Source organism: Flavobacterium sp. 103 (assembly GCF_003096795.1).
Lineage (GTDB): Bacteria > Bacteroidota > Bacteroidia > Flavobacteriales > Flavobacteriaceae > Flavobacterium.
Window position 1 is genome coordinate 2137141 of the sequence record NZ_QENX01000001.1, and the last position, 26612, is coordinate 2163752.

The 26612-nt window shown below is 34.3% G+C and carries 25 protein-coding genes; 13 read left to right on the top strand and 12 right to left on the bottom strand.

All coding sequences use genetic code 11. The annotated features are described in order from the left end of the window. Window positions 1–89 precede the first annotated feature (89 nt). Window positions 90–836, top strand: a complete 747-nt coding sequence (locus tag C8C85_RS08620; RefSeq protein ID WP_116796706.1) for a tetratricopeptide repeat protein — start codon at window positions 90–92, stop codon at window positions 834–836. A gap of 215 nt (window positions 837–1051) precedes the next feature. Here C8C85_RS08620 and C8C85_RS08625 read toward each other — a convergent pair whose 3' ends face one another. Then, the gene (locus C8C85_RS08625; RefSeq protein ID WP_116796707.1) at window positions 1052–1552 is read right to left on the bottom strand and encodes a CvpA family protein; all 501 of its coding nucleotides are present in this window, start codon (window positions 1550–1552) and stop codon (window positions 1052–1054) included. Window positions 1553–1714: 162 nt separating this feature from the next. Here C8C85_RS08625 and C8C85_RS08630 point away from each other — a divergent pair, with 162 nt between their 5' ends. From C8C85_RS08630 to C8C85_RS08640, 3 genes are all read left to right on the top strand, one after another. Further along, on the top strand, window positions 1715–2071 hold the full coding sequence (locus C8C85_RS08630; protein WP_111408279.1) for a hypothetical protein: 357 nt from the start codon (window positions 1715–1717) through the stop codon (window positions 2069–2071). A 173-nt stretch (window positions 2072–2244) separates the two neighbouring features. Then, on the top strand, window positions 2245–3264 hold the full coding sequence (gene pheS / locus C8C85_RS08635; protein WP_116796708.1) for a phenylalanine--tRNA ligase subunit alpha: 1020 nt from the start codon (window positions 2245–2247) through the stop codon (window positions 3262–3264). Between the two features lie 198 nt (window positions 3265–3462). After that, window positions 3463–3870: a hypothetical protein gene (locus C8C85_RS08640; protein WP_116796709.1), complete on the top strand. Its 408-nt coding sequence runs from the start codon at window positions 3463–3465 to the stop codon at window positions 3868–3870. A 121-nt stretch (window positions 3871–3991) separates the two neighbouring features. Here the strand turns inward: C8C85_RS08640 and C8C85_RS08645 are convergent, their stop codons facing one another. The 3 genes from C8C85_RS08645 to C8C85_RS08655 all read right to left on the bottom strand — a co-directional run bounded on the left by C8C85_RS08645 (window position 3992) and on the right by C8C85_RS08655 (window position 7318). Then, complete coding sequence (locus C8C85_RS08645) at window positions 3992–4987, bottom strand: NAD(P)H-dependent glycerol-3-phosphate dehydrogenase (RefSeq protein ID WP_116798443.1); 996 nt, start codon at window positions 4985–4987, stop codon at window positions 3992–3994. Between the two features lie 295 nt (window positions 4988–5282). After that, on the bottom strand, window positions 5283–6446 hold the full coding sequence (locus C8C85_RS08650) for an iron-containing alcohol dehydrogenase (RefSeq protein WP_116796710.1): 1164 nt from the start codon (window positions 6444–6446) through the stop codon (window positions 5283–5285). Between the two features lie 101 nt (window positions 6447–6547). After that, window positions 6548–7318 carry a type 1 glutamine amidotransferase domain-containing protein gene (locus tag C8C85_RS08655; RefSeq protein ID WP_165818107.1) on the bottom strand — a complete coding sequence of 257 codons (771 nt, stop codon included), beginning with the start codon at window positions 7316–7318 and terminating at the stop codon, window positions 6548–6550. A gap of 89 nt (window positions 7319–7407) precedes the next feature. Here C8C85_RS08655 and C8C85_RS08660 point away from each other — a divergent pair, with 89 nt between their 5' ends. Next, complete coding sequence (locus tag C8C85_RS08660) at window positions 7408–8304, top strand: LysR family transcriptional regulator (RefSeq protein ID WP_116796711.1); 897 nt, start codon at window positions 7408–7410, stop codon at window positions 8302–8304. On the opposite strand, the gene nadD is transcribed toward C8C85_RS08660, so the two are convergent. From nadD to C8C85_RS08690, 6 genes are all read right to left on the bottom strand, one after another. Beyond that, the gene (gene nadD / locus C8C85_RS08665; protein WP_116796712.1) at window positions 8305–8886 is read right to left on the bottom strand and encodes a nicotinate (nicotinamide) nucleotide adenylyltransferase; all 582 of its coding nucleotides are present in this window, start codon (window positions 8884–8886) and stop codon (window positions 8305–8307) included. Window positions 8887–8947: 61 nt separating this feature from the next. Next, a complete protein-coding gene (gene gmk, locus C8C85_RS08670; protein WP_116796713.1) occupies window positions 8948–9532 on the bottom strand; it encodes a guanylate kinase in 585 nt (194 codons plus the stop codon). Window positions 9533–9627: 95 nt separating this feature from the next. Next, a complete protein-coding gene (locus C8C85_RS08675) occupies window positions 9628–10488 on the bottom strand; it encodes a YicC/YloC family endoribonuclease (RefSeq protein WP_116796714.1) in 861 nt (286 codons plus the stop codon). A 101-nt stretch (window positions 10489–10589) separates the two neighbouring features. Continuing rightward, window positions 10590–11258 (bottom strand): potassium channel family protein, encoded by a 669-nt coding sequence (locus C8C85_RS08680; RefSeq protein ID WP_116796715.1) that lies wholly within the window; start codon window positions 11256–11258, stop codon window positions 10590–10592. A 75-nt stretch (window positions 11259–11333) separates the two neighbouring features. Beyond that, a complete protein-coding gene (locus C8C85_RS08685) occupies window positions 11334–12215 on the bottom strand; it encodes a DMT family transporter (RefSeq protein ID WP_116796716.1) in 882 nt (293 codons plus the stop codon). Further along, on the bottom strand, window positions 12215–12565 hold the full coding sequence (locus tag C8C85_RS08690) for an arsenate reductase family protein (RefSeq protein WP_116796717.1): 351 nt from the start codon (window positions 12563–12565) through the stop codon (window positions 12215–12217). Before C8C85_RS08690 ends, C8C85_RS08685 begins: the two co-directional genes overlap by 1 nt. A gap of 74 nt (window positions 12566–12639) precedes the next feature. Here C8C85_RS08690 and C8C85_RS08695 point away from each other — a divergent pair, with 74 nt between their 5' ends. Beyond that, the gene (locus C8C85_RS08695; RefSeq protein WP_116796718.1) at window positions 12640–13095 is read left to right on the top strand and encodes a DinB family protein; all 456 of its coding nucleotides are present in this window, start codon (window positions 12640–12642) and stop codon (window positions 13093–13095) included. A gap of 57 nt (window positions 13096–13152) precedes the next feature. Then, a complete protein-coding gene (locus tag C8C85_RS08700; RefSeq protein ID WP_116796719.1) occupies window positions 13153–14298 on the top strand; it encodes a cystathionine gamma-synthase in 1146 nt (381 codons plus the stop codon). 52 nt (window positions 14299–14350) lie between these two features. Here C8C85_RS08700 and C8C85_RS08705 read toward each other — a convergent pair whose 3' ends face one another. After that, the gene (locus C8C85_RS08705) at window positions 14351–15136 is read right to left on the bottom strand and encodes a THC0290_0291 family protein (RefSeq protein WP_116796720.1); all 786 of its coding nucleotides are present in this window, start codon (window positions 15134–15136) and stop codon (window positions 14351–14353) included. Between the two features lie 278 nt (window positions 15137–15414). Here C8C85_RS08705 and gdhA point away from each other — a divergent pair, with 278 nt between their 5' ends. From gdhA to C8C85_RS08740, 6 genes are all read left to right on the top strand, one after another. Further along, window positions 15415–16758: an NADP-specific glutamate dehydrogenase gene (gdhA, locus tag C8C85_RS08710; RefSeq protein WP_116796721.1), complete on the top strand. Its 1344-nt coding sequence runs from the start codon at window positions 15415–15417 to the stop codon at window positions 16756–16758. Window positions 16759–17957: 1199 nt separating this feature from the next. After that, on the top strand, window positions 17958–18479 hold the full coding sequence (locus tag C8C85_RS08720) for a GNAT family N-acetyltransferase (protein WP_116796723.1): 522 nt from the start codon (window positions 17958–17960) through the stop codon (window positions 18477–18479). A 95-nt stretch (window positions 18480–18574) separates the two neighbouring features. Next, window positions 18575–20833 carry a T9SS type A sorting domain-containing protein gene (locus C8C85_RS08725; protein WP_317046336.1) on the top strand — a complete coding sequence of 753 codons (2259 nt, stop codon included), beginning with the start codon at window positions 18575–18577 and terminating at the stop codon, window positions 20831–20833. Between the two features lie 72 nt (window positions 20834–20905). Next, window positions 20906–21619 carry a DNA repair protein RecO gene (gene recO / locus C8C85_RS08730; protein WP_116796725.1) on the top strand — a complete coding sequence of 238 codons (714 nt, stop codon included), beginning with the start codon at window positions 20906–20908 and terminating at the stop codon, window positions 21617–21619. Between the two features lie 106 nt (window positions 21620–21725). Beyond that, on the top strand, window positions 21726–23612 hold the full coding sequence (locus tag C8C85_RS08735) for a PQQ-binding-like beta-propeller repeat protein (RefSeq protein WP_116796726.1): 1887 nt from the start codon (window positions 21726–21728) through the stop codon (window positions 23610–23612). A gap of 148 nt (window positions 23613–23760) precedes the next feature. Continuing rightward, the gene (locus C8C85_RS08740) at window positions 23761–25677 is read left to right on the top strand and encodes a hypothetical protein (RefSeq protein ID WP_116796727.1); all 1917 of its coding nucleotides are present in this window, start codon (window positions 23761–23763) and stop codon (window positions 25675–25677) included. Window positions 25678–25747: 70 nt separating this feature from the next. Here the strand turns inward: C8C85_RS08740 and C8C85_RS08745 are convergent, their stop codons facing one another. Further along, on the bottom strand, window positions 25748–26566 hold the full coding sequence (locus C8C85_RS08745) for a peptidoglycan-binding protein (RefSeq protein WP_116796728.1): 819 nt from the start codon (window positions 26564–26566) through the stop codon (window positions 25748–25750). Window positions 26567–26612: the final 46 nt, after the last annotated feature.

Consider the following 26612-nt stretch of genomic DNA (forward strand, 5'->3'; position numbering starts at 1 on the left):
AAAAAGAATATAGTTTTCTAAAATTCTTTAGATACAAACAAAACTTAGAATCTTAGTCACTTAGATTCTTAGAAACTAAAAAAAGGGAAATGAAAAAGATTTTTTACATACTATTATTAATCTCACAAGTTTTCTATGCCCAAACGGGTTTTGAAAAAGGAAATATTTTGTACCAAAACGGGAAGTATGAAGAGGCTGCCAAAGCCTATGAATCTGTTTTGGCCGCCAACAAAGAGTCTGTCGAAGTATATTTTAATTTAGGGAATTGTTATTATAAGTTGCACCAAATAGCTCCAGCAATTTATAATTATGAGAAAGCTTTGGTTTTGAACCCTTCCGACAAAGATGCTTTAAACAATATAAAATTTGCCCAAAAACAAACTATAGACGAAATCAAAGAAGTTCCAAAAGTAGGTTTCGGGAAAATGCTGCGCGACTTTACGGGGATTTATCCTTTCGATACTTGGGCCTGGATTACCATTAGTTTTGCTTTCTTGTTCTTGTTGTTTTTTATGGGGTATTATTTTTATCAAACAGTAGTTGTAAAAAGAGTTTTCTTTGTGGGAATGTTTGTAATATTATTGCTTCTAGTAATGAGTATCTCGGCAGCTTTTTTCGAAAAAAGCCATTTCGACAATGAAAGACCAGCCATCGTTTTTGCTGAAGTTGCAGATGTAAGAAGCGAACCCCAAAACGCAAGCGCAACTACTTTTGTCCTGCACGCAGGGACTAAAGTTTATGTGGAGGAAACATTAGGATACTGGAAAAAAATTCAATTGACCGATGGAACCGAAGGGTGGATTGATGCCAGGTCGATTAAAGAAGTGAAGGATTAGTGTTCAGATTTCAGAAAGCAGATTCAAGTTCTATTAATATTTTGATTTCAAAATAAATAAACAATAACTAGATTTATAAAATAAAAATAGAGTAGTCCACAGTTTTCAACTGTCGGCTACTCTATTTTTTGGTATTAGGTATTATTCGTTAAAAAATAATCTTATGGGATTAAAGAAATCTAAAATCCGCAGTCTAAAATCTGCTATCTCAAAAACTACTTCCTTGCTTTATCGTACCATTTTTCAATAGAAGGAAAAACAAACGCAGCAACTTTTTGAATGGGGTTAAAGAAAATAGATTTATCAAGTGTTTCTTTTTTGGCCAAATAGTTATGGTAGTTCATTTTTTCAAAAAGCGTAAAAAATATGCTGATGATCAAAATGGTTTTCAATACCCTGAAAAAACCGCCACCAAGACTGTTTATCCAGCCTAAAAAGGCAAAATCGGCTATATTGGTCAAGAGCTTTCCAAGCATATAAACACCAATAACCACGACAATAAAAGTTAGGATAAATGCAAACACCTGAATAGTATAAGGATTCCAATGCAGCGATCCCGATATAACACTTTTCAGTACGTCAGAAAATTTTATGGCAATGTAAATTCCCAAAATAAGAGAAATTAGGGAAGCCAATTCAACAAAAAGTCCATTTCTGATTCCTTTATAAAAAGAGAAGCACAAGAAACCACCTATGATAATATCAAAAAAACTCATTTATTTATTTTAAATATTAAAGGCGCAAAGATAAAAGAATTGTTCGGTAACCATTGTCAATTTTCAAGTTCTTATCTTTGTCAAAATAACTCGATTTCATTTTTGAAAATGTGCGGAATAAATCTGCAATCAAAAATCGTTAATCTACAATCAAAAATAATAATGTCAAGAGACACACAATTAAAAGAACGCTGGGAACGGCTTGTCGATATACTTTCCAATCAATTTTCACAAGGAGAAGATTTGGATTTGGATGCTATTATTTATCTAATAGGAGTACAGGAATTGGGAAAAGTACATCGCGAATACAAAAAAGACGAGAAACTAAATTTGATGCATATCGCCATTTGCCGATTGTTGGAACCCTATGGATTCTACGAATTCGAATTTTTTGATGAAGAAGGCTGGCCACATTATAAAGTAAAGGAGCAATTACCGCCTCTAAAAGCAGGAGAACAATCCGTTTTAATGAAAGAAGCAATCGTCAATTATTTTCTGGAAAGAGAAGTGATAGATTAGTATTCAGTAAGCAGTTTTTAGTATTCAGTTTATTAAAATGGCTACAAATTTTTAGTTTTTAAAATAAAGTAAATATTTTTCTCTATAAACCCGAATTTATAAGGGAAACTTTAAACTTTTAAACCTTAAACTTTAAACAAATTTCTTAAATTTGCACCCTTAGTAAAAGACAGATGATAGACAAGATAAAAGAATATATTGGTGAAGCTCAGGCGTTCTCCACACAAAATACAGCAGAATTAGAAGCATTTAGAATAAAATTTCTAGGAACCAAAGGTTTATTGAAAGATCTTTTTGCTGAATTCAAAAACGTGCCCAATGACCAAAAAAAGGAATTTGGACAAGTAATCAATTTACTTAAAACTTCTGCTGAAGAGAAAGTAAAATCCATTCAGGAAGCTTTGGCTGATAAAGAAGAATCCAAAGGAATTTACGGCGATTTGACTCGTACGGCCGAACCAACAATTATTGGTTCCCGTCATCCTATTTCGTTGGTAAAAAACCAAATTATAGATGTCTTTTCAAACATCGGGTTCAACGTTTCCGAAGGTCCGGAAATTGAGGACGATTGGCACAATTTTACAGCATTGAATCTACCGGAATACCACCCGGCTCGTGATATGCAGGATACCTTTTTCATTCAGACGAATCCTGATATTTTGTTGCGTACGCACACTTCATCTGTCCAGGTGCGTTATATGGAGAACAACAAACCGCCAATTAGAACTATTTCTCCTGGTAGAGTTTTCCGTAACGAGGCCGTTTCGTCGCGCTCGCACTGTATCTTTCACCAAGTGGAAGGATTGTATATCGACAAGGACGTTTCTTTTGCTGACCTGAAACAAACCCTTTTGTATTTCACCAAAGAGATGTTCGGGAAATCAAAAATTCGTTTGAGACCTTCATACTTTCCTTTTACGGAACCAAGCGCCGAGGTTGATATTTATTGGGGTTTAAAAACCGAAACCGATTACCGTATCACCAAAGGAACCGGTTGGTTGGAAATTATGGGTTGCGGAATGGTAGATCCAAACGTACTTAAAAACTGCGACATCAATCCAGACGAATACAATGGTTTTGCTTTCGGAATGGGAATCGAGCGTATCGCGATGTTACTGTACCAAATTGGCGACATCCGTATGTTTTATGAAAATGACGTGCGTTTCTTGGAACAATTTAAATCAAGCATATAAATTATAAGGAGCTATTTCCAGCTGTCCACTATATCTTTTTCTTTTTAAAGGAAAAAGAAAAAGGATGCCGTTTCCATCTGGGCTAGGGCATTCCGTATTCAAGATATTTAGTTTAATACAACAATAAATAATTAACGATTTTTAATTTTAGAAGTTAAATCTGCAATCAACAATCGTTAATCAAGAATCAACAATCAAATGAAATCCGACATCACCATCCCCGAAGTAGAAAACGTATTCCTTGCTGCCGTCCAAGAATGGAGCGACGATTTTATGGAAAAAGTGTGGTATGCCTATTTAATAAACGATAGTGATTTCCAACTTGACAGCGTTATGGTAGTTTCTAAAGCTTTTGGAACCATCGACGGAGAAATGAAAAAAACCTCTCTTTTGCGTCATGCTTTTATGGAGGTTCCAGCTGTTTCAGTTGTGAAAATCGAAATGATGGAAAAAAGTGTATTGGCACTTAACAATGAGTTTATGGTAACCTATTTCATCGGAAACACATTATACGATAAAAAATTTATTTTCAAAGCCAACAGCATCAATGAAACCAACGTGGAAGAAGTGCCACTCTTGTTTGTTGATGGAGTAATGGTAAAATAAAAGATTTTATAATAACAACAAAAAAGGCATTTTCTTAAATTAGAAAATGCCTTTTTTGTTGTTTTTTCTCAATCTGAATTGCTCCGCCAGTTCGCTTTCGCTCGGGTCTGCAGACTGAAATTTAATCAAGTTCTTCAGTCAGTTTTTTGAACACGGCTTTAGCTTCTTTTCCTTCATACAAAATGGCATAAACAGCATCAATAATAGGAGTTTTGGCACCATAACCTTGGTTGAGTTTGTAGGCACTTTTTACGGCATAATAACCCTCGGCAACCATGCTCATCTCCATTTGTGCAGCTTGTACTGTATAACCTTTTCCAATCATATTGCCGAACATTCTGTTTCTCGAAAAAACAGAATAACCCGTAACCAATAAATCGCCCAAATAGGCCGAATCATTGATGTTACGCTTCATTTTGTGCACTTTCTTGATGAATTTCTTCATCTCGCGAATGGCATTACTCATTATAACCGATTGGAAATTATCGCCATAACCCAATCCATGTGCAATTCCTGCGGCAATAGAATAAATGTTTTTAAGCATTGCGGCATATTCAGTTCCAATAATGTCGTCTGATATTTTTGCTTTGATATAATTTCCGGATAAATTTTTGGCTACTATTGAGGCTTTGTCCGGATCACCACAGGCAATGGTTAAGTACGAAAGTCTTTCCAATGCTACTTCTTCAGCGTGACAAGGCCCTGTAATTACACCAATATTATAATAAGGGATGTCGTATTTGTAATGAAAATGTTCTCCCACAATCAAACTGGTTTCAGGAACAATTCCTTTTATGGCAGAAAAAATTATTTTGTCTTTAAGAGAAACCGTTAGTTTTTCGAGCTCGCTATTCAAAAAAGCGGAAGGAATTGCAAATATGATATAATCTGCATAAGCAACGGCTTCGTTGATATCGTTGGTAAGTTTTAGTTTTTTGTTGTCAAACTCAACAGAGCTTAAGTAATTGGGATTGTGTTTGTGGGTTTTAATGTGTTCTATAGCAGCATCATTTCGCATATACCATGAAATCTCGGGAAGATTTACGCACAACATCTTAGCGATAGCAGTAGCCCAGCTTCCGCCGCCAATCACTGCAAATTTTAAATTATCGGCCATTTTTTTATTAAATTTCATCAAAAGTACTTAAAAATATACCAATAACACAAATTAATTTTTTAAACAAGGCTTGAATTTATAGGGCCTTATAAAGTTTTTAATAAAAAAATAAATTATTTGCAATATTTTTTGATTTTACACAATATAAATACAATACTTGCGTTGTAAGTCATTATAAATAAATTGTTTAGAATTTAAATATGAAGATTGAGTTAGTTAGTTTTGTTTTAGTATTTTAAAAAGGCGTTCTTATTGGTTAAGTGAACGCCTTTTTTATGCAGTATTTTTACTAAAATCAATAACTCATTAAAACAATCTCTTTCACTTTTTCTAAAGTAATATTTTGTTTTTCTCCCAAAGCTTTCCAACCTCTTTTTTCAAAACGGTCTACTATAAAATCAGCTGTTTTTTCAAAATTTTCAGCATTTTCAGAAAGCAAGGTTTTCATTCCCATAGTATGAAAGAAGGCTACTGTTTTTTCTATGGCTGCCGAAGCAATTTCTTCCTCTGTTCCTGTTAAATTAAACACGCGTTTTCCGTATTGTGCCAATTTTTCTTTTTTGGTTTCAAACATTACTTTGTATAAGTTTGGTCCAATAATTGCCAACGTTCGGGCATGGTCAATTCCGTAAAGCGCTGTCAATTCGTGCCCAATCATATGAGTTGCCCAGTCACTTGGAACTCCTTTTTGGATTAACCCGTTTAAAGCCATGGTACAGCTCCACATAAAATTGGAAGCTAGAGCATAATCGGTTGGGTTTTCTACCACATCTGGTCCTATTTGAATTAGGGTTTGCAAAATGCTTTCGGCAATTCTATCTTGCAAATAACCTTCGTGCACATAGGTTAGGTATTGCTCCAAAACGTGAGTGTAAGCATCTACAACTCCATTTTGCAATTGTCTTTTTGGTAGTGAAGCAATTACGGTAGGATCACAAATTGAAAACTTAGGAAATAAAGCAGATCCACCAAAATCTAATTTTTCCTGAGTCGCTGCAATAGTCACCACCGAACCGGAATTCATTTCACTTCCCGTTGCAGGCAAAGTTAAAACAGTACCAAACGGAATCACATTTGATCCTTCTTTGAAAAGAATTCGCTTTTTAAGAATGTCAATTGGGTCACCTTCAAAAGGAACAGCTGCCGAAATAAATTTCACACCATCGATAACGCTTCCGCCACCAACAGCCAGAATAAAATCAATTTTTTGCTCTCTGATGACAGCAACGGCTTTCATCAAAGTTTCAAAATGCGGATTGGCTTCAATTCCTCCAAATTCGACAATTTCGAATCCTTCCAGACTTTTGCGAACTTGCTCATGGATTCCATTTTTAAAAATACTTCCGCCACCGTAAGCGAGAAGGATTTTCGCATTGGCAGGAATCAAGGTTGATAATTTTTCTATTTGTCCTTTCCCAAAAACTAATTTGGTAGGATTGTATAATTCGAAATTTAACATAGTGTTTGTTTTTTAAAAGAGAAACTAAGTTACTAAGAAACTAAGTCGCTAAGTTTTGAACACTTAGAATCTTAGTTTCTCAGAATCTTAGCAACTTCAAGTTATTTTTTTGAATTCAATTGAACTAATAATTTTTCAGCCACCAGTTTGGATGAAGCTGGGTTTTGACCTGTAATCAATAATCCATCTTCCACAGCATAAGGATGCCAATCGGCTACTTTGCTATAAGTTGCTCCATTGGCTTGCAATGCATCTTCCAATAAAAAAGGAACGATTTTGGTTAATCCAACTGCTTCTTCTTCGGAATTGGCAAATCCAGTTACTTTTTTCCCTTTTACCAAAAATTCTCCATTTACTTTTACGTTTTTCAAAGCAGCTGGTGCGTGACACACAAAAGCAACTGGTTTTTTATGGGTATAAAAAGATTCAATCAAAGCAATAGAATTTTTATCTTCTACCAGATCCCAAAGGGGACCGTGACCTCCTGGGTAAAAAACCGCATCATAATCAGCTTGATTCACATCGGATAATTTTTTGGTATTTTTTAGTTTTTCCAATAAAACGGTATCGGCGTCAAAACGTTTAGTGTCTTCGGTTGCTGATGAAGGATCAGCACTTTTTGGGTCAATAGGAGGTTGTCCTCCCTTTGGGGTGGCAATGTCAATAATCACGCCTTGGTCAAGCAAAGCATAATAAGGTGCAGCCAATTCTTCTGTCCAAAATCCTGTTTTTTCTCCTGTGTTACCCAATTGATCGTGACTGGTAACTACGAATAATACTTTTTTCATCTTCTTGTTATTTTGTTTTTGTGCAGTTGCCATAAAGCAACCCACGGTTAATGCTAGAATAGTTAATACAGTTATTTTTTTCATCACTAATTTTTTTGATACCGCAAATTTATGTGGAATATGGTATTAGTAAAAATAATTTAAATTATGTTTGTGATAAATATATTTATATCATGGTTAATTTAGAATGGTATCGGACATTTAAATCTGTTTATAAAAATGGAAATTTTTCTTTGGCAGCCAAAGAATTATTTATAAGTCAACCAGCTGTAAGTCAGCAAATAGTTATGTTGGAGGCACATGTTGGCTACAAGCTTTTCAATCGAAAGTCCAAGGGGGTTGAACCAACAGAATATGCTAAGTTACTCAATAATTTAATCATTGATGCTTTAGACCGATTGGAAAATGTCGAGAATGGTTTTAGAGCCAAGGCTTTCAATGCCAATCGGTTATTGTCCGTTGGAATTTCGAGACATTTGATGAGCAGTATTGGGAGCGCTTTGGTAGCCAAATTTGATTTTATAGATTTTACGTTCCATAATAATGATGCACTATTTGATTTGGTAAATTCCAAAAAATTAGATTTTGCCATAGTAACCAAGAAGTTTGACACTTTTGATACAATTCAGAAAAAAGTGGGTGATATCAAACAAGTAGTTGTGGGATCTACAGATATTGATATTTCAGTTTTAAAGGCAAAAATTAAAAGTAAAGATTTTTTAGGCATCGAAAACTGGTTGAACGAACAAAAATGGTACAGCCATGACGCAGGAATTCCGCATATAAAATTATTTTGGCTACATGTTTTTGCTAAAAAAAGACCTTCGATGGTGGCTAATTATATTATTCCATCAGAATATGAGATGCTGGAAATCCTCAGTAAAAATGCAGGAGTTGCGGTTACTTGGAATGTTAATGCTAAAAATTTCATTCAAGAAAAGAAACTGCTATTAATCTGGAACAGCAAAGAAATGCCAAGTACTGATGTTTTTTTACTGTCGGGTAAAAATGAAAATTTGAGTCCGATTTTTCAGGAAATTGAAACGGAATTAAAAGAACTTTTGGGCTAACTATTTCTTATAAAAATTATTATGGTCAATATAATCCCAAACTTTATGGGGCAATAAAGGCTGAACGTTTTTGCTTTTTTTGATATTGTGACGAATGTCGGTCGAAGATATTTCTACAACAGGAGCATCAATCAAGTGAATTTTTGGATGGTTTTTGAAAGTTAAATTTTCATTTTCGGCGGAAATTCTCGGATAGACATAAATATCATGGTGTTCTAAAATCACTTCATAATTTTTCCATTTGTGCAATGATTTTAAATTGTCTTCACCCATAATCAACGAGAATTCATGATCAGGATATTTTTCCTGTAAGTGAGCCAATGTATTTACAGTATAATTAGGTTGGGATAATTTGAACTCAATATCCGAAGGTTTTATTTTTGGAAAATCTTCGGTGGCAAGATACACCATTTGCAAACGATGGTAATCGTCTAGCAAAGTTGCCTTCTTTTTGAGAGGATTGTGTGGCGTAACGACCATCCAGACCTGATCCAAATCGGCATGTTCCGCCATGTGATTGGCAATGATGAGATGCCCAATATGAATGGGATTAAACGTTCCGAAATAAAGTCCGATTTTCATAGAAACTAATTATTTGAAATAACACAGATGTCACAAATTTTCACAAATTCAAAAATCTGTGCTAATTTGTGGAATCTGTGTTTACAAAATCCTTCACCAATTGATAGGCTTCTTCAAGGGCAATAGGCAAATCATAGTTTTTTATAATTACATCAAATTGAGGTGCAGTCGCCAGTTCTACAGAAGCTTTTGCTATACGCATATTGATTTTGTCATCACTTTCTGTTGAGCGTTCTTTGAGTCTTCTTTTGAGTTCATCTACGCTTGGTGGTTTTACAAAAACAGCCAAAGTTTCCTCAGGAAATTTATGTTTGATGCGCAATCCTCCGGCTACGTCAATATCAAAAATCACGTTTTTACCTTTGGCCCAAATGCGTTCTACTTCGCTTTTTAACGTGCCATAGAAATTGTCGCGATAGACTTCTTCCCATTCCACAAAATCTTCTGCTTTGATGTGTTTTTTAAACTCTTCCAAAGACATAAAGTAATAATCCTTTCCACTTACTTCTTCACCACGTGCTTCACGCGTAGCTGCCGAAATAGAAAATTCCAAATTCAAATCTTCCTTTCCTAATAAATGTCTAACTATAGTGGTTTTCCCAGATCCCGATGGTGCCGAGAATACAATTAATTTTCCCTTTTTCATTGTTTTATGCTTTTCCTGCAAGGTTTTTTTTGAACCTTGTAGGTATGGTTTTAAAATAAGAAACCTACAAGGATTGAAAAAAACCTTGCAGGTTGTTATAGTACATTAAGCACCTGTTCTTTAATTTTTTCCAATTCGTCTTTCATCTGAACCACTAATTTTTGCATTTGCGCGTGATTCGATTTGGATCCCATAGTATTGATTTCACGTCCCATTTCTTGAGTAATGAACCCTAGTTTTCTTCCGTTGGCTTCCGTTCCGTTTATGGTTTCCAAGAAATAATCCAAATGGTTGGTCAAGCGTACTTTTTCCTCGGTAATATCAAGTTTCTCTAGGTAATAAATTAATTCCTGTTCAAAACGATTTTCATCTACGTTTACCTTTAATTCTGAAATGGCAGTTTGCAAACGGTCTTTTATCGCTTGAACGCGCTCTGGGTCTAGTGCCAAAGCTTCATTCATATATTGACGAATGTTTCCGATACGCAATTGAAATTCATTTTCCAGAGATTGTCCTTCGTCTTTTCTGAAATTCAAAATATTTTGTAACGCTTCTTCGATTACGGTTTGGATTTGAATCCAGTCATTTTCGTCTATTTCCTCACGTTCTATTTTCATGGTGTCGGGCATACGCACTGCCATTTTCATCAATTCGGTTTCATCTGCATCAGCATATACTTCTCTTAGTTGATTGATGTAGGCTCGCACGATAGGTACGTTAACCTTCGTAGATGTTTGTTCTGCGGTACTTTCGATAAAAATAGAAAAATCTACTTTACCTCTTTCTAGTTTCAGTGCAATTTGGTTGCGTAAACCCAGCTCCATTTCGCGATATAGAGAAGGCATTCGTACATTTAAATCTAAACCTTTACTGTTTAAAGATTTTACTTCTACTGTAATTTTTTTGGATGGTAATTGCAAAGTGGCTTTACCAAAGCCAGTCATCGATTGTATCATATTTTTGTCTAAAAGTGTTCAAAGATAAGGAAAAAGTTTCAGAGGCCTATATTCTGTAATGAGTTACAGGATTCTTAGGTTTATTAGGAAATCGATTTTTTTTATTTTTTATAGGAGGAAAATTTACTAATCAAAATTCCAACGAGGACTACAGAATAAAATTGTCCTATCATACCTAATAGTGAGGTGAATAATTTGGTTTGTTGACTATTGGGTGTGATATCTCCAAAACCGATACTCGAAAAAGTAATGCAACAAAAATAAACCAAGTCCGTGAAGGAGGCATAGGGCGTGGAAGTATCTATCCCTTTAAAGGCATTTGGATTTTGATAAAAATGGGTTTGCATGATAAAAACACTAATTTCAATCAGTAGAAAATAACCACAAGCGGCGGCAGAAATCACATCTTTGTTGATATAGCTGGGGCTAATTAAAAATTTCAAAACCTCCCAAAAGATGAAAATAAAAAACAGTATATAGATCACATTAACGGCAATCAAAAAAAACAAATTTTCATTGTTAAATGGGATTCCTAACGTTATCAAAACGACCAAGAATAAAAGTATATTCCGAATCTGATTCTTCCTTTTTCCTTTTTGGATAAAAATTCCAACTGTGGTAAAACCAAGTATAATGATATTCATTACCCAAACTATTTTGAGAGCTCCTGATAAATCGGAAAATAAAACACCAATAAATAAGTGTTGAATCAATCCGAATAGCAAAATCTCATATTTGTTGAGGTAGAGAAAATCTTTGAGTTTATCCATATTACCTGTTTTTATGTAAATGTAATAAAAATAAATGGCCGTTTTGAATGTTCAAATAATATCAAGAAACCGGAATTAAGGCTTCTTCATGGTAACCAAATATACTCCTGAAAAGATTAATAGGGCCGACCCAATTTTAATCAGACTCAATGCGTCTTTTCCTAAACTAATCGCAAAAACAGAAGCAAATAAAGGTTGCAGATAAATAAAAACGGCTACCGTAGTTGGTTTTAATTCTTTCATCGAAAGCAAGTTTAACAAATAAGTCAAAAAGGTCGAAATTACCACCACAAAACCTATTTTCCAGTAAATATCTGTTGGAACAATTATCCAATCAACAGCAGTAAATTCGCTCCAACCAAAAGGCAAAACCATTATAAAACCAAACAAATAAATCCATTTTACAAACGTAAAAGCATTGTATTTATTCATTAATTTCTTGACGATAATCAGGTAAAATCCATACGAAATGGCGTTAACCAAAACCAGAAAATTACCCAGTCCGGATTGAGAGCTGTCGCCTATTGATTTTCCGTAAAGAATTAAGGAAGCCGTTCCGATCAAACCTAGAATAATTCCGAATACCATTCTTTTTTTCATCCGTTCTTTCATGATTATGGCAGAAAGAACTAATACAATCATAGGGGTCGAAACCATTATCACCGCTGCCGAAATAGGAGAAGTCAGACTCAAACCTTTGAAAAAAGTCAGCATATTGAATGCTACCCCAAAAAAAGCAGCAGCTATAATTCGAAGGAAATCATTGAGTGCAATTTTTTCTTTGGGCATAAAAAGCCAAACCAACCAAAACAGGAGCATAGAACCACCGGCACGCAAAAGGATGAACCCATAAGCATCGATGTATTTTGGCATCACATCTTTGGCAATGGTAAAAGTGACACCGTAAATTATGGAAACGATGGTAGCGCCAATTAAGGCGAGATTTCTTTTTGACATTAACCCAACGCTTTCATTACTTGAAGAATATTTTGTTGCGTATTGCCAATGTATATTTTATCATTTATGATAAAAACAGGACGACTAAGGAAAGTATAATGCTCCAAGATGTATTTTTTGTAATCATCTTCGGTGAGGGATTTGTTTTTTAAATCCATCGATTTATATAATTGTGCCTTTTTGCTGAACAGCGCTTCGTAACTTCCCGAAAGGCGATACATTTCCTCTAGTTCTTCAACAGTAATTGGGTTTTGCTTGATGTCATGAAAAACCAAATCATGGTCTTTTGGAAGTGATTTTATTATTTTTCGACAAGTGTCACAAGATGCGAGATAGTATATTTTGTTCATTATTTTCTATTTTCTAATTGCAAAGAAAATCATTTGATACTTAAAATGTTTAATTTTATGCAAAAATTACAATCATGCAAGATACATTTGAAATAAGCAGAACTAGCAGAAAATGGGTGGCTCAATTTTTAGAGAATCATACACTCGAACAATTGAATAAAATTCCGGAAGGATTCAGTAATAATTTAATATGGAATATTGGTCATATCGTAGTGACACAACAATTATTGGTATATAAATTATCGGGTTTACCAATATTGGTGTCTGATGAAATGATTGAAAAGTATCGAAAAGGGACCAAACCTGAGAGTGATGTTACCCAAGAAGAGGTAGATGAAATAAAGTCTTTATTGTTTAAGGCAATTGAGCAGGCAGAAAAAGATTATAACAATGGCGTTTTTGTAAACTATCAGGAGTATCCAACTTCGACGGGATTTGTTTTGCAAAGCGCAAAAGGAGCTATACAATTCAATAATTTCCATGAAGGATTGCATATTGGAATTATGATGAACATAAGAAAGTTTATATAACTTTTGGGGAAATAAAAAGTCAGAGAGTTACTGATAGAAAAATCAAAAAAATAAACAATGAAATTCAATACCAAAGTGATTCATGGTGGACAACATCATGACCCTAGTACAGGAGCAGTAATGCCTCCCGTTTATCAAACGTCAACCTTTGTGCAGACAAGCCCTGGAAAGCCGTTAAATCCAGATTACGAATACAGTAGAGCTGCAAATCCAACACGAACTGCTTTGGAAATGGCATTGGCCAGTATTGAAAATGGAACTCGTGGATTGGCTTTTTCATCAGGACTGGCAGCTACGGATTGTCTTTTAAGATCGTTTAAAGCGGGTGATGAAATTATCGCTATGGATGATTTATATGGTGGAACCTACAGAATGTTTACGCGTATTTATAAAGATAGCGGAATTGTGTTTCATTTTGTGGATATGAATAATTTGGATAAATTCCAGTCACTAATTAATGAAAACACCAAATTAGTTTGGGTAGAAACGCCAACCAATCCTTTGATGAAATTGGCAGACATTCAAGAAATTGCCAAAATAACTAAAGCGAATAATATCCTTTTTGCTGTGGATAATACTTTTGCAACACCTTATTTGCAAAAACCGTTGGACTTAGGAGCGGATATCGTTATGCACTCGGCTACCAAATATTTGGGAGGGCACTCAGATGTAATTGCGGGTGCTTTGATTGTAAAAGACGAAGCGTTGGGTAATCAATTGCATTTTCAACAGTTTGCTACAGGAGCAACCTTGGGGCCAATGGATAGTTTTTTGGTACTAAGAGGAATAAAAACACTACATTTGAGAGTACAAAGACATTGTGAAAATGGAACTAAAGTAGTTGAATTCTTAAGCAATCACCCCAAAATAAAAACTGTTTATTATCCTGGATTACCGAGTCATCCGTATCACGAAATTGCCAAAAAGCAAATGAGCGGATTTGGAGGAATGGTCTCTTTTACGTTTTTATCAGGTAAGAAAGAAGAAGCGGTACAGTTTTTGGAAAAACTAAAAGTGTTTACACTGGCAGAATCTCTAGGTGGTGTAGAATCGTTGGCGAATCACCCGGCATTGATGACACATGCATCCATTCCAGAGGATAAACGAAAAGAAGTTGGAATTACAGATGATTTGGTTCGTTTAAGCGTTGGCATAGAAGACGCTGATGACTTGATTGCAGATTTGAAGCAGGCATTGGCATAAAACAAAAAATCCCAACTTTAAAGAGTTGGGATTTTTTTTGAATAAATATTTTTTAATTGTCTAAATAAAGGATATAACCTAAGCCGACAAAAGTGAGCCAATCATTTTGTTTGTTTTCCTTGAATAAATCTTTATTTGGATTAAGGCCATCAACCCAATCAGAAGCAAAATATTGAGCTCTCATGTCAAGAATAAGATCAGACATTGATGTCAACTTGTAACGAGTTCCAAGATTAAGAGTTGCAGAAAATACCGCTTTACTTTCATTGGAATATCCATGAGGATGACCATCTGATGGGATTAAATATTTTGCAGGAGTAACACTAGGATCGCCCATTTCCCCCAAAGTAGAAGTAGCAGTTGCGGTATAGTAACTGATTTGTGGTCCCAAACCGATGTAGGGATTAAAACTGCCTATTGTGTTTTCAAAATCATGGATGTGTATTAAATTATACTCAAGTTGCATTCCTAAATTTAACAATTCAGTTGAGCCTCTCATTGCTTTGAGACGATTGGATCCCGGAGTACCTCGTTCAACCCATTCACCATAGTGTTTTAAATTGGCTTGACTATACGAAAGTTCAGATCTTACTTTGAAATGCTCTTTAAAATAGTCATTCAAGTTGTCAGTATACGAAAAGTTCATGTAATCAACAACGGCAACTCCAAACCCCTGATTTTCTAAATTGTTTCTGGTGTTATCTCGTTGTCCATAGTCAGATCGAAACTCAACTCGACCTGCAATTACACCAATTTCATGTGTAATTCCAAATTGAGAAAAGGAATTATGAGGTAGACCAATTAATAGGAATAATACAAATATTTTAAGTTTGATCATAGATAGATTGTATTTTCGAATACGCAACAAAGATATAAAAACTAGGAGTACTGATAATAATAATATTAAAATAAAAAATAAGTGGATATTATTCTATTCTTTACGAAAACTACATCGATTTCGTAAAAACAGTATGCCATGTTTTGAATTTTTTATAAATGATTAATAAAAAGATAATTTTATGGTAATCATGCGTAAAAAAAGTTAAAATATTTGAATAAGATGTATATTTGCAAAACTAACGGAAACGTTTTTGAAACGTTTATAATTTTATGATCATGTCACAAAGTATTACAGATTTTATCGAATTGGTTGCCAAAAAAAATCCGAACGAGCCGGAATTTATGCAAGCTGTTACTGAAGTTGCTGAAACAGTAATTCCTTTCATCGAACAAAATAAAAAATACCAAAATAAAATGATTTTGGAAAGAATGGTCGAGTCAGATCGTATCATTATGTTCCGAGTAGTTTGGGTAGATGACAAAGGTGATACACAGGTAAATAGAGGATACCGTATTCAAATGAATTCGGCTATCGGACCATATAAAGGAGGAATTCGTTTCCATCCTTCTGTAAATTTAAGTATTTTGAAATTCTTGGCTTTCGAGCAAACTTTCAAAAACAGTTTGACTACATTGCCAATGGGTGGTGGGAAAGGTGGAGCTGATTTTGATCCAAAAGGAAAATCAGACAACGAGGTAATGCGTTTTTGTCAAGCTTTCATGACTGAATTATCTAAACATATTGGTGCCGATACTGACGTACCAGCTGGAGATATTGGTGTTGGTGGAAGAGAAGTTGGATATATGTTTGGTCAATACAAAAGATTAGTTAATGAATTTACCGGAGTTTTAACTGGTAAAGGAATTTCTTTCGGAGGTTCATTAATCCGTCCTGAAGCTACTGGATATGGAGATGTATATTTTGCACAAAGTATGTTGGCTACCAGAGGAGAAAGCTTTACAGGAAAAACTGTAGTTATCTCTGGATCTGGAAACGTAGCTCAATATGCTGCAGAAAAAGTAATCCAATTAGGAGGTAAAGTAGTGACTATGTCTGATTCTGCTGGATATATTTATGATGCAGATGGAATTGATACAGATAAATTAGCTCATGTAATGGAAATCAAAAATGAGTTAAGAGGAAGAATCAGCGATTATGTTGCAAAATATCCAAATGCAAAATATGTAGCTGGGAAACGACCTTGGGAAGTAAAATGTGATGTAGCCTTGCCTTGTGCAACTCAAAACGAATTGAATGAAGAAGAAGCAAAACAACTTGTTGCCAACGGATGTATCTGTGTTGCCGAAGGAGCAAACATGCCTTCTACGCCAGAAGCGGTTCACGTTTTCCAAAAAGCTAAAATTTTATTCGCTCCAGGAAAAGCTTCAAATGCTGGTGGAGTAGCGACTTCAGGACTTGAAATGTCTCAAAACTCATTGCGTTTAAGCTGGACTTCAGAAGAAGTGGATGAAAGATTAAAAATGATCATGAAAGATATTCACGCTTCATGTGTGAAATACGGTACTGATGCAACAGGTTATGTTGACTACGTAAGAGGAGCTAACATCGCAGGATTTGTAAAAGTTGCCGATGCTATGCTTGCTCAAGGAGTAGTATAAGAATTTAGATTGCAGATCACAGAGTTCAGATTTTAGAACTCAGAATAATATTAAAAATGCCTTTTTTCTGTAAAGATTAAAGGCATTTTTTTGTGCTTAAAATTAATTGGAGGATAACAAAAAAGTACATTTAATCTGTAATCTAAACACAGTTTGATGGTCTGCAATCTAAATTCTGTATTCTGCAATCTAAAATCATCTTGGGCGAAACCCCATTATAGTAAGTGGGCTACTTTAGATGCCGTTTATTCGCCCACTTTCCATAATGCGGTCGGGCTATACGCGCTACTTCGGTAGCTTGCTGCTATCCCTTTCGCAGACATAACAACTTTAAGGAAAACGAGAAATTTATGTTCTTTCAAGATCAAAAACAAAATCACACATTAAAAAAAACTCTTAGTAAATTGTAAGCATTATTCAATATATTTGGGAACAATACAAGAAGGTTATAGAGCAGTTTATGTTCATCCAGTTTTGAGATGGTTAGTATACTTTGCAGCGTGTATATGTAAGTTAGTTGCCATTTTACAACCCACGTAGTAAAAAATATTTGCGACTTGGCATAGTTGAGAAAATTAATGTCAGCAATTCAATTTGTATTGAAGATGTAAAATTTAATACTTAATAATTAAATAATTTGTAATGTATATTTGTCTTGTTCCATTAGTTTTAGTTCTAAATTATTTTATTTTTTCTATTTTAAAAGCACTGAATGAAACAAAAAAATTGCTTTTATATGTAATACTTTTTTTCTTTCTAAGTGTAGTGCTTACTAAATTTTACAATTATTTGAAGATAGGTGGTTTGCCAGATGGTTTTGGCTTTTTTATTTTATTAAATTTTAGTTGGGGAATATTATTGTTATACTTAATGAAAAAAGTCATTAACAAAAAAGTTAATATTGCCCAAAGTTTAAAAGTTGATAATTATCTTCCCCCTTTCACTTATCTTAAAATTTTGACAATAATAATAACAGTCTTTCAGTTGTACTTAATTTTATCTAAAACTATTTATATTTTTAGAAGTTAGTCAAGCTTAATGTAATCAAATTTTTTAAAATTATTACTAACTGACGCCACAAATCATTTGCAAGATTATTGGAATTACCGTTTTGTGAAACCGAAAATACTTTGCTTCAAACTTCTAAAACTTTTTATAACAAGAAAACATTAATACAATTAAATAAAAGCTAAATCACAATGATAGATTATCACTTTAGAAAAGCTACAATTTCTGAAATTCCTCAAATATGGGATATTTTACAATTGGCTATAGTAAGGAGAAAAGAAGAAGGAAGTGAACAATGGCAAGATGGTTATCCCAACCCCGAAGTGGTGCAAAAAGACATTGAAAAAGGGGCAGGGTTTGTTTTGACAGATGGAGAAACAATCGTTGGATATTGTGCGATATTGATCAATGACGAACCTGAATATGCAAAAATTGAAGGCAAGTGGTTAACTAATGAAGACTTTGTCGTTTTCCACCGAGTAGCTGTTTCCGAAAAATATTTGGGAAAAGGTTGTGCCCAAAAAATGATTGGCTGTATAGAAGATTTTGCAATCCAGAACAACATATACAGCGTAAAAGCAGATACCAATTTTGATAATAGTGCAATGATGAAAGTTTTTGAAAAATTGGGCTACAGTTTCTGTGGTCATGTGTATTTTAGAGGTGGACAAAGAAAAGCATACGAGAAAGTGCTACAAAAATCTGCAATCTAAAGTCTGCAATCTAAAATCTCTTTTCCTTTGTGCTATATTTGTGAACCAATATTGATTCAATGCAAAAAAGGCTTTTATATCTATTTTTTTTATTTGTGCTACAAATCACTTTTGCCCAAACCAATTTGTCTTGGCAAGGATATTTCTCGTACACACAAATCAAAGCCGTTTCTGAATCGCCAACGACTATTTATGCCGCTTCTGAAAATGCGTTGTTTTCCAGAAACAACAATACAAACATTGTAAAAACCACCACAACAGTAGATGGACTTTCGGGCGAAACCATTACGGCGCTTTATTACAGTCCAACGTTCAATAAAACTATTGTCGGCTATCAAAACGGTCTTTTAATCGTTATCAACGAAGCTGATGGTTCGATGCTCAAAGTGGTCGATATCATCAATAAAAATTTGCCAAGTAGCATAAAACGAATCAATAATTTCATGGAATTTGGCGGAATAGTATATGTCTCCACCGATTTTGGGATTGTTCAATTCAATCTGGCCACTTCCAAGTTTGGTGATACCTATTTCATAGGCGACAATGGCGCCGAAATCAAAGTTTCTCAAACTGCCATTTTCAACGGATTTATTTATGCATCCACTTCAAGCGGAATTAGAAAAGGAGATACAACCAATCCCAATTTAATCGATTTCAAACAATGGCAAGTGATAAACGCGGGCGATTGGTCAGGAATCACATCTTTTGGCACCGAATTATATGCAGTAAATACAGTAGGCTACGTTCACAAATACGATTTGGGTTCCAATACTTTTAATGGGTTTTTGCCATTATCGGAAGCAACCACAAATTTTCGTTCCACCACAGATTATTTCATTATAACGACAGCCAATACCATTTTTATTTACAATAAACAGCTGGTGTTGCTACGTCAAATAAACAGAAATGAAATCCCAGAGATAAATTCAACATTTAGCTGTGCGACTATTATAAGTGATGCAATTTATATTGGTACTGCCGAAAATGGATTAATTACTACCTCACTTTCTCCCGGTTCAACGTATGAAAACATAACACCGATTGGACCTTCCCGAAACAGTATTTTCTCTATGCAAGTTACTCCAACACAGCTTTGGACTGTTTATGGGGACTATGATACTTTTTACAATCCATATCCATTGGATGATTTTGGCATAAGTAAATTCACAGCATCGGGATGGTTGAACATTCCTTTTAATACTGTTTTTGGAGCCAAATCGATGTCCCGAATCACTGTAAATCCAACCAATGAAAATGAAGTTTATGCCAGTTCTTTTTTCTCAGGCTTGTTGAAAATAGAAAAGGATATTCCAACAATTTTGTACAATCAAACCAATAGTGCTTTAGAATCACTAACCGTTAGCCCGCCAGATCCCAATTATATTGACATAAGAATCAATGGTTCGGCATTTGATAAATCTGGAAATTTATGGGTAACCAATTGTAGGGTTGTAAATGGTTTGAAAATGCTAAGTCCAAGCGGGCAATGGAAAAGTTATGCCATGGATAAAATTCTTTCGGCACCAACAGAAAATGATTTTGCGACAATGGTTATCGATAAGTATGGTACCAAATGGATGGCAACCAGTAAAAATGGGGTAATAGGTTTTAACGAAAGCAGTAATACCTTCAAAAAAATTACTTTCGGGGCAGATCAAGGAAATTTACCCATTCAAGACGTTAGAACAGTTGCAGTAGATACTAAGAATCAACTTTGGATAGGAACAACTAAAGGATTGAGGGTTTTGTCTAATGTGAACAATTTTCAAACCGAGAGTCAGTTGACCACAGAAAGTATCATTATTTTGGAGGATAATCTGGCGCAGGAATTACTGTATGAGCAATTTATAAGCGATATAGAAGTAGACGGAGCCAACAATAAATGGATAGCTACTGCCGATGCCGGTCTATTTATGGTGTCTCCAAACGGACAAGAAACCAAGTATCATTTTACAACAGATAATTCTCCATTGCCGAGTAATGTGGTAAACGATATTAGTATCAACAGTAGTACTGGGGAGGTTTTTATTGCGACATCCAAAGGGTTGATTTCTTTCAAAGGAATTGCAACTTCTGCCAGTGAAAACTTGAGTAATGTATACGTATATCCCAATCCCGTTCGCCCAGAATATCAGGGAACGGTAAAAATAAATGGATTGCTCAACAAAGCCAATGTAAAAATTACAGATGTTGCTGGCAATCTGGTTTTCGAAGCCACAACTGAGGGAGGAACTCTAGAATGGGATACCACCGCTTTCGGGAAATACAGAGTGGCATCGGGTGTCTATATGATTTTTGTATCCGCTCAAGATGGAGGCGAAACCAAAGTCAAAAAAGTAATGATAATTAGATAGTCGAAAGTTCAAAAGTCCAAAAAAGCGTAAATTCGAAGAGGTCAAACAATCCAATAATCAAACAATCCAATTTTGCTGGTCAAAACTAAAGCCATCGTAATTTCAACATTAAAATTTCAAGAGAAAAGCTTGATTGTAAAATGCTTTACCTTATCGAGCGGACTGAAATCCTATTTTGTTCGGGATGCTTTTTCGTCTCGAAAAGCGAGTCAAAAAATGGCCTATTTTCAACCTTTGACAATTATAGAAATTGAAGCCGTTCACAAAAACAAAGGCACTTTAGAAAATTTCAAAGAAGTAAAAATTTCATCTCCTTTTCATTCGATACATTCGGATATTTTTAAAAGCACCATCGTTTTGTTTCTTTCCGAAATTTTGCACCATTCGATACATGAGGAAGAAAAAAACGAATCGTTGTTTACTTTTCTCGAAACGGCTTTGCATTGGTTGGACCAACACGATGAAATTTCCAATTTTCATTTGATTCTAATGTTGGAAACCACAAAATACCTTGGGTTTTACCCCGATACTTCGGATATGGACATGCCTTTCTTCGAAATGATCGAAGGTGTTTTTACTCCTTTTAATGCCATTAGTTCGCTCACAGAACACGAAACTGAGTTGTTCAAAAAATTAATTCAATTGAAATTTGATAACGATCAAAAAACGTTTCATGTCATTGAAAGACAATTGCTTTTAAAGATTTTAATTGATTATTACAGTTTTCATCTCGACGGATTCAAAAGACCTAAATCTTTGGATGTTTTGAAAGAAGTTTTTTCTTAAAATAAATATAAATTTTTATATTTGCCGCAACCAAAAACGTACTAATTTTTTGCATAAAAGAGGTGCGTTTTTTTTAACCAAATCAAGAATCACTAACCCCCACAAAATGAAAAAAATTAAGTTTTCAATGCTGTTACTTTTATTAGTAAGTATATCAGCATTCGCACAAAGAAATTACGATGAAGTAATTAAAACAGACGGCACTATCAAAGATTTAGTGCAAAACGAGATTACCGGAATAATTGTCTTTATTGGAAATGGTAAAATCAGCGGAATAGATGCTGAGACCAAAAAAATTGTATGGACTTTAACCAAAGAAGATTATGGTAATGCAACAACAATGGAACTCTTAGGAGATGGCGATTTGGACAAAATGTTTGCAGAAAAAAAAGAATTGAAAAGCGTCCCTAATAGTCCTTATGTGGAAGCTTATGTCAATTCTAAATTCATAATAATTAAAACTGATACAGGGAAAATAGTTTACAATTCTTCCAAAGAATCTTTTTGGGTTGTACAATCGGATTTCCTTGCTGAAACCAACGAATATTTACTTACCTTAAGAGAAAAAGGGGAGATGCATATTGCCTTAATTGATTTGGAAAGTGGAAACATCAAATGGAAAACCCCTGTAGATAAATCAAAATCTTTTTTTAGTTTATCTCTAAAATCTCTTATCAATAAAGCTCAGGTAAATGGTGCTACAATTTATTACCTACTTTATGGAAAACTATATTCTTTCAATAGAGAAACTGGAAAATTAAATTGGAAAGCTGAGGAAGAGTATACAAAATTTTTCCCAACTCAAAACGATAATAATATTGTTGTAATTAATTCAGCGGGAACTTTTTCATCAAAAGAATACATAAATGTTTTAAGCACTGATACAGGAAAAAGCATCTGGAAAGAGTCAATAAAAACAAAATATGTAGTTTATCTTGAAGATTGGGGAACCAAATTGTTGATTGCCCATTACAGTGGCTTTAATTTTTTCGACCTAAAAACTGGAGAAAAAATCTGGAAGAAAGATGCTCGTGGAGATGGATTGAAAAAAGTAATTCCTATCGATAAAGACTTTTTGTATGTAGCCGAAAACGAAATGATGCTGATCAATAAGGACGGAGAAAAACTTTGGAAAAATTTTATTGAGATTGCAGATGACAAAGAAGATCCTATTTTTTACTTAGGGAAAGTTGGAGAAAAGGTAATGTATCTTACAGGAACTTATGGTAATATGGTAGATTATAAATCGGGTAAAAAATTATGGAAACGTAATATAAAGTTTAATAAAGATCGTCCTGTATTGCCAACTTTCGATGAGGCAACAAATTCTTACTTAGTATACAATGATGAAAAATTATACAAATTTAATCCTTCAATTGACGACAAACCGGAACCATTTGCAGAAGTAAACATCAAAAGAGAGAAAGAGTTAAACAGCATCGAAATGTTCCCTTGGGGAGTTGCTCTTTCTGGACCTGTTGAAGTAATGGGAGTTGCACTTGATGGTACTGTAAAATATCACAATACTTACAATCAACCAGGTGAAACAGGAAGACAGTTTTTAAAAGGTGCTGCAATGGTTGGTAGTTTTGCATTGGGCGCTACTTCTGTAGCAAAAGGAATTCAAGGTTCTGAATGGACTATGACTACTCGTGATGCAGACGGAAACGAGACAACTTCTGTTGTAAAATCAAAAAATAAAGCACAATTAAATCAGTCTATGGCTGCTGCTGCGGGAGCAGATGCATTGGCGATGGTTGCGGCAAGATTCGGTTCTCGTTTTAATGCAATGAAACAAAACAGAGATTTTTCGTATATTTTTGCAAAAACAGAAACTGGTGAAAAAATGCTTGTAAAAGTTAGAAAAGCAGACGGAGTTGAGGTTGATAAAGTAACATTTAAAAACAATCATCCAGTTTATGAAATTGATCCAGCTACACAAAACATATTTTACGTGTTAGATGATTCGATAGAAATTTTTAATAAAAAGTAAAACATAAAAACTCAAAAGCCATCAAAATTTATTTTGATGGCTTTTTTTTTGAATATGAAATCGCCATTAGCAGCAAGTTTGTGCAAGCAAACACCATTACATAAAAGGCGTTAACATATATGACAGCTGAAAAATATATTTTACATATATGAAAAAAATAATACTTCTCCTTTTTATTTTTGGATTTAATACAATCCATTCACAAGACAAAGTCACTTATAAAAAAGGCAAATTTTTCGTGCCAACAATTTTGTACTCTCAATATCCTTGTTTGGATAATGTGATTACCCAAACTACATTTTATCAAATGGATCCTGAGTTAAAAAGCGAGGAACAAGTTTTGAAAAAGAGCTATTTCAATATTGATGGCTATATAAAAGACCCTTCAAATGGAAAGTTAAAAATTTATATCACTATACCTTTTCCAAGATACACGACTACTCAAATGGATAGTGTTTACAATAGCAAAACCAAAGTATGGATCTATCATCCGTATTCTGGTTATGATGTAAAAGTAAATATAGAGGTGAAGTGTGCCGATAAATTGATTTACTCAGATGTATTTGTCAGTTCCGAGAAGAATGTTTTTCAGGGTGGTTACAATAAAGAAAGTGCCAGAGAAGCAGTGGCTTACAACCGGGAAAAAATGAAGAACTCTGACATAAAAGAGAACCTTACAATTGAAGAGTTAGGAATAGACACGGTTATTTATTCTACGATGGATCGAATCCAGCGTTTACTCAATTATAAATTGGGATATTATAATGATCTGGTAAAAGACAAATTTGAGTTTATGACTTCCAAGGCACATCCGGAATATCAGCAAATGTTTGCCTTTGAAAATGCCATAACGGAACAAATGGGAAAAGTGACATTAGAAAAAGGTTTGGATGCAAAGACGTTAATACCTCATTTACTGTACTTGGAGAGTCTTTTGACGAAGTATCCACAAGCACCAGAAAACGAAAATATTCGTTTCATAACCGCTTATGATTTGGCATTGACGTATTTGCTTTTAGAAAATAAAGAAAAAGCGTTGTATTTTGCTGATCTAGTGATTAAAAATGACAAGCAAAGTTCTAAAGGAACAGATATTATAGCACGTGTCAACAAAGCTTATTTTGTTGATAAAATGACAAGAACGCATACGAATCGGTTTGTTGAATTAAAAAAATTAGGTTTCAAAATAAAGGAAGAAAAGGAAGAAGAGAGACTTGCTTTTTTTGAAAGAATAATTCAGGAAGATGCCGATTGGGAACAAGAGAAAATAAACAGAACTAACGCTATTGAAAAAAGCATTAATGAGAGGAAGAATATATTAGACTCTGTATTTTTTCAAAAAAATTCAGATTTATTAGGCAAAATACTAAACAGCTTGGGAGGTAGTGAAGCCATTAAGAAAATAGAAAAAACACATATTCTGTCGAAACTTAAATTGGAGGACAACAATATGCCTCAAATGGAAGAAAAGTGGGCAACCGAGAAAAATTATCTTTTAAAGAAAAAAACACCCAATAATTATTTCGAAATCGTAAATGGTCCAGAATCATGGGTTCATGACGATATGGATAACAGCACCGAAAAATGGAAAAAAATAAACAATTCTGATTATTCCGATATTGTGACCAATCTAGATCCATTGAATTTGTTGACTTCATTCCGAATTGATCTATGGAATAAGTTTGATTTAGTGTCAGATGATATATCAGATGGAAGATTGTGTTACCATCTTACTTACTTTGAAAAAACACTCAATTCCAGTAACCGAACGGTTCCTAAAACCGAATACAATCTCTATGTCGACAAAGAAAATTTCACTATTGTTTCTTTTGAAAAAACTGAATATTTCAAGGGAAATAAATCTTCCTTCGAAAGAAAAATTTTTCAAGATTACCGAGAGATACTAGCATTAAACAATGGTAAAATTCCACATAAAGTCTTAAACGAAATAGAAGATTATTATGGGGAAACTTCTTATCAAGAGCTTAGAGAAAAAGTGGAGGTTAATCCCGTTTTTGGCAATAGAATATTTATGAAAGAAGTTTATTTTGGAAGCTTTAAGTAAAATTAGATTTTTAAAAACCTGATTAAATGAAAACTTTAATCGGGTTTTTTATATAAATAGATTTTCCTTTTCAGACCAAAGGCTCAATAGAGAAAAAGTCAATTTTGGATTGTTTAAAGTTTCGGATTCGGTTCATGACGGCGTTGCCATTATGGGAACCATCTGCATTTGTATTTCCTTCAATAGTTTCAATTACATCACCATGAATAGCAGTTACAATTCCGGTATGAAACCAATCGTTTGGTGTTTTTTGTAATAAAAACACATCCGCTGGTTGTATAACACTTGGATTTGTTCTCGCTACTTGGTAACGGGTTAGCAATTTTTTTTGAAGTCCAGTGGTGCCGACAGTATCACAACTATAAGTTAGCGGCATTAACATTTTGAAGTTTTTTCCTTGAATGGATGCGGCTTGGTCGAGTACTGATTGTACAAATCCCATACACCAAAACCAATCGGTTCCCTCATTTCCATCCATATAACTTCGTACCCAAGGTCCCGAATTACTTTGATTATTGATAACAAGTTCAAAAGGATGATTTTTGAGATGATTTTTGGCAACATTCAGCACCAATTCTCTCAGGTTATTACCCGCAATGGGGTCTTCAAAAGCTTTTTTTAAGGGTGTTGTAAACAAGTTAAATAAAGTTTGATCAACAATTCCTGTTTGGGATAAGCTATTGAATTTTTGAAAATTCAATACTGCTTTTTCGGTTGCCGGTCCAAAATCACCGTCAATACCTGTGGCAGTTCCTGAGCTTGGATTTTGCATAGCAAATAAATTGAGCCAAGATTGAATTTTTTCAATATCTTTTTTGTTGTTGGTAGTGCCACTTCTTTGTTGTGTTGCTTTGATGAGTAACTCCTTTTTGTAGAATGTTTTTTGCATGGTATTTTGTTTTTAAGATTTTCTAAAATTATTATACAAAGTCCCT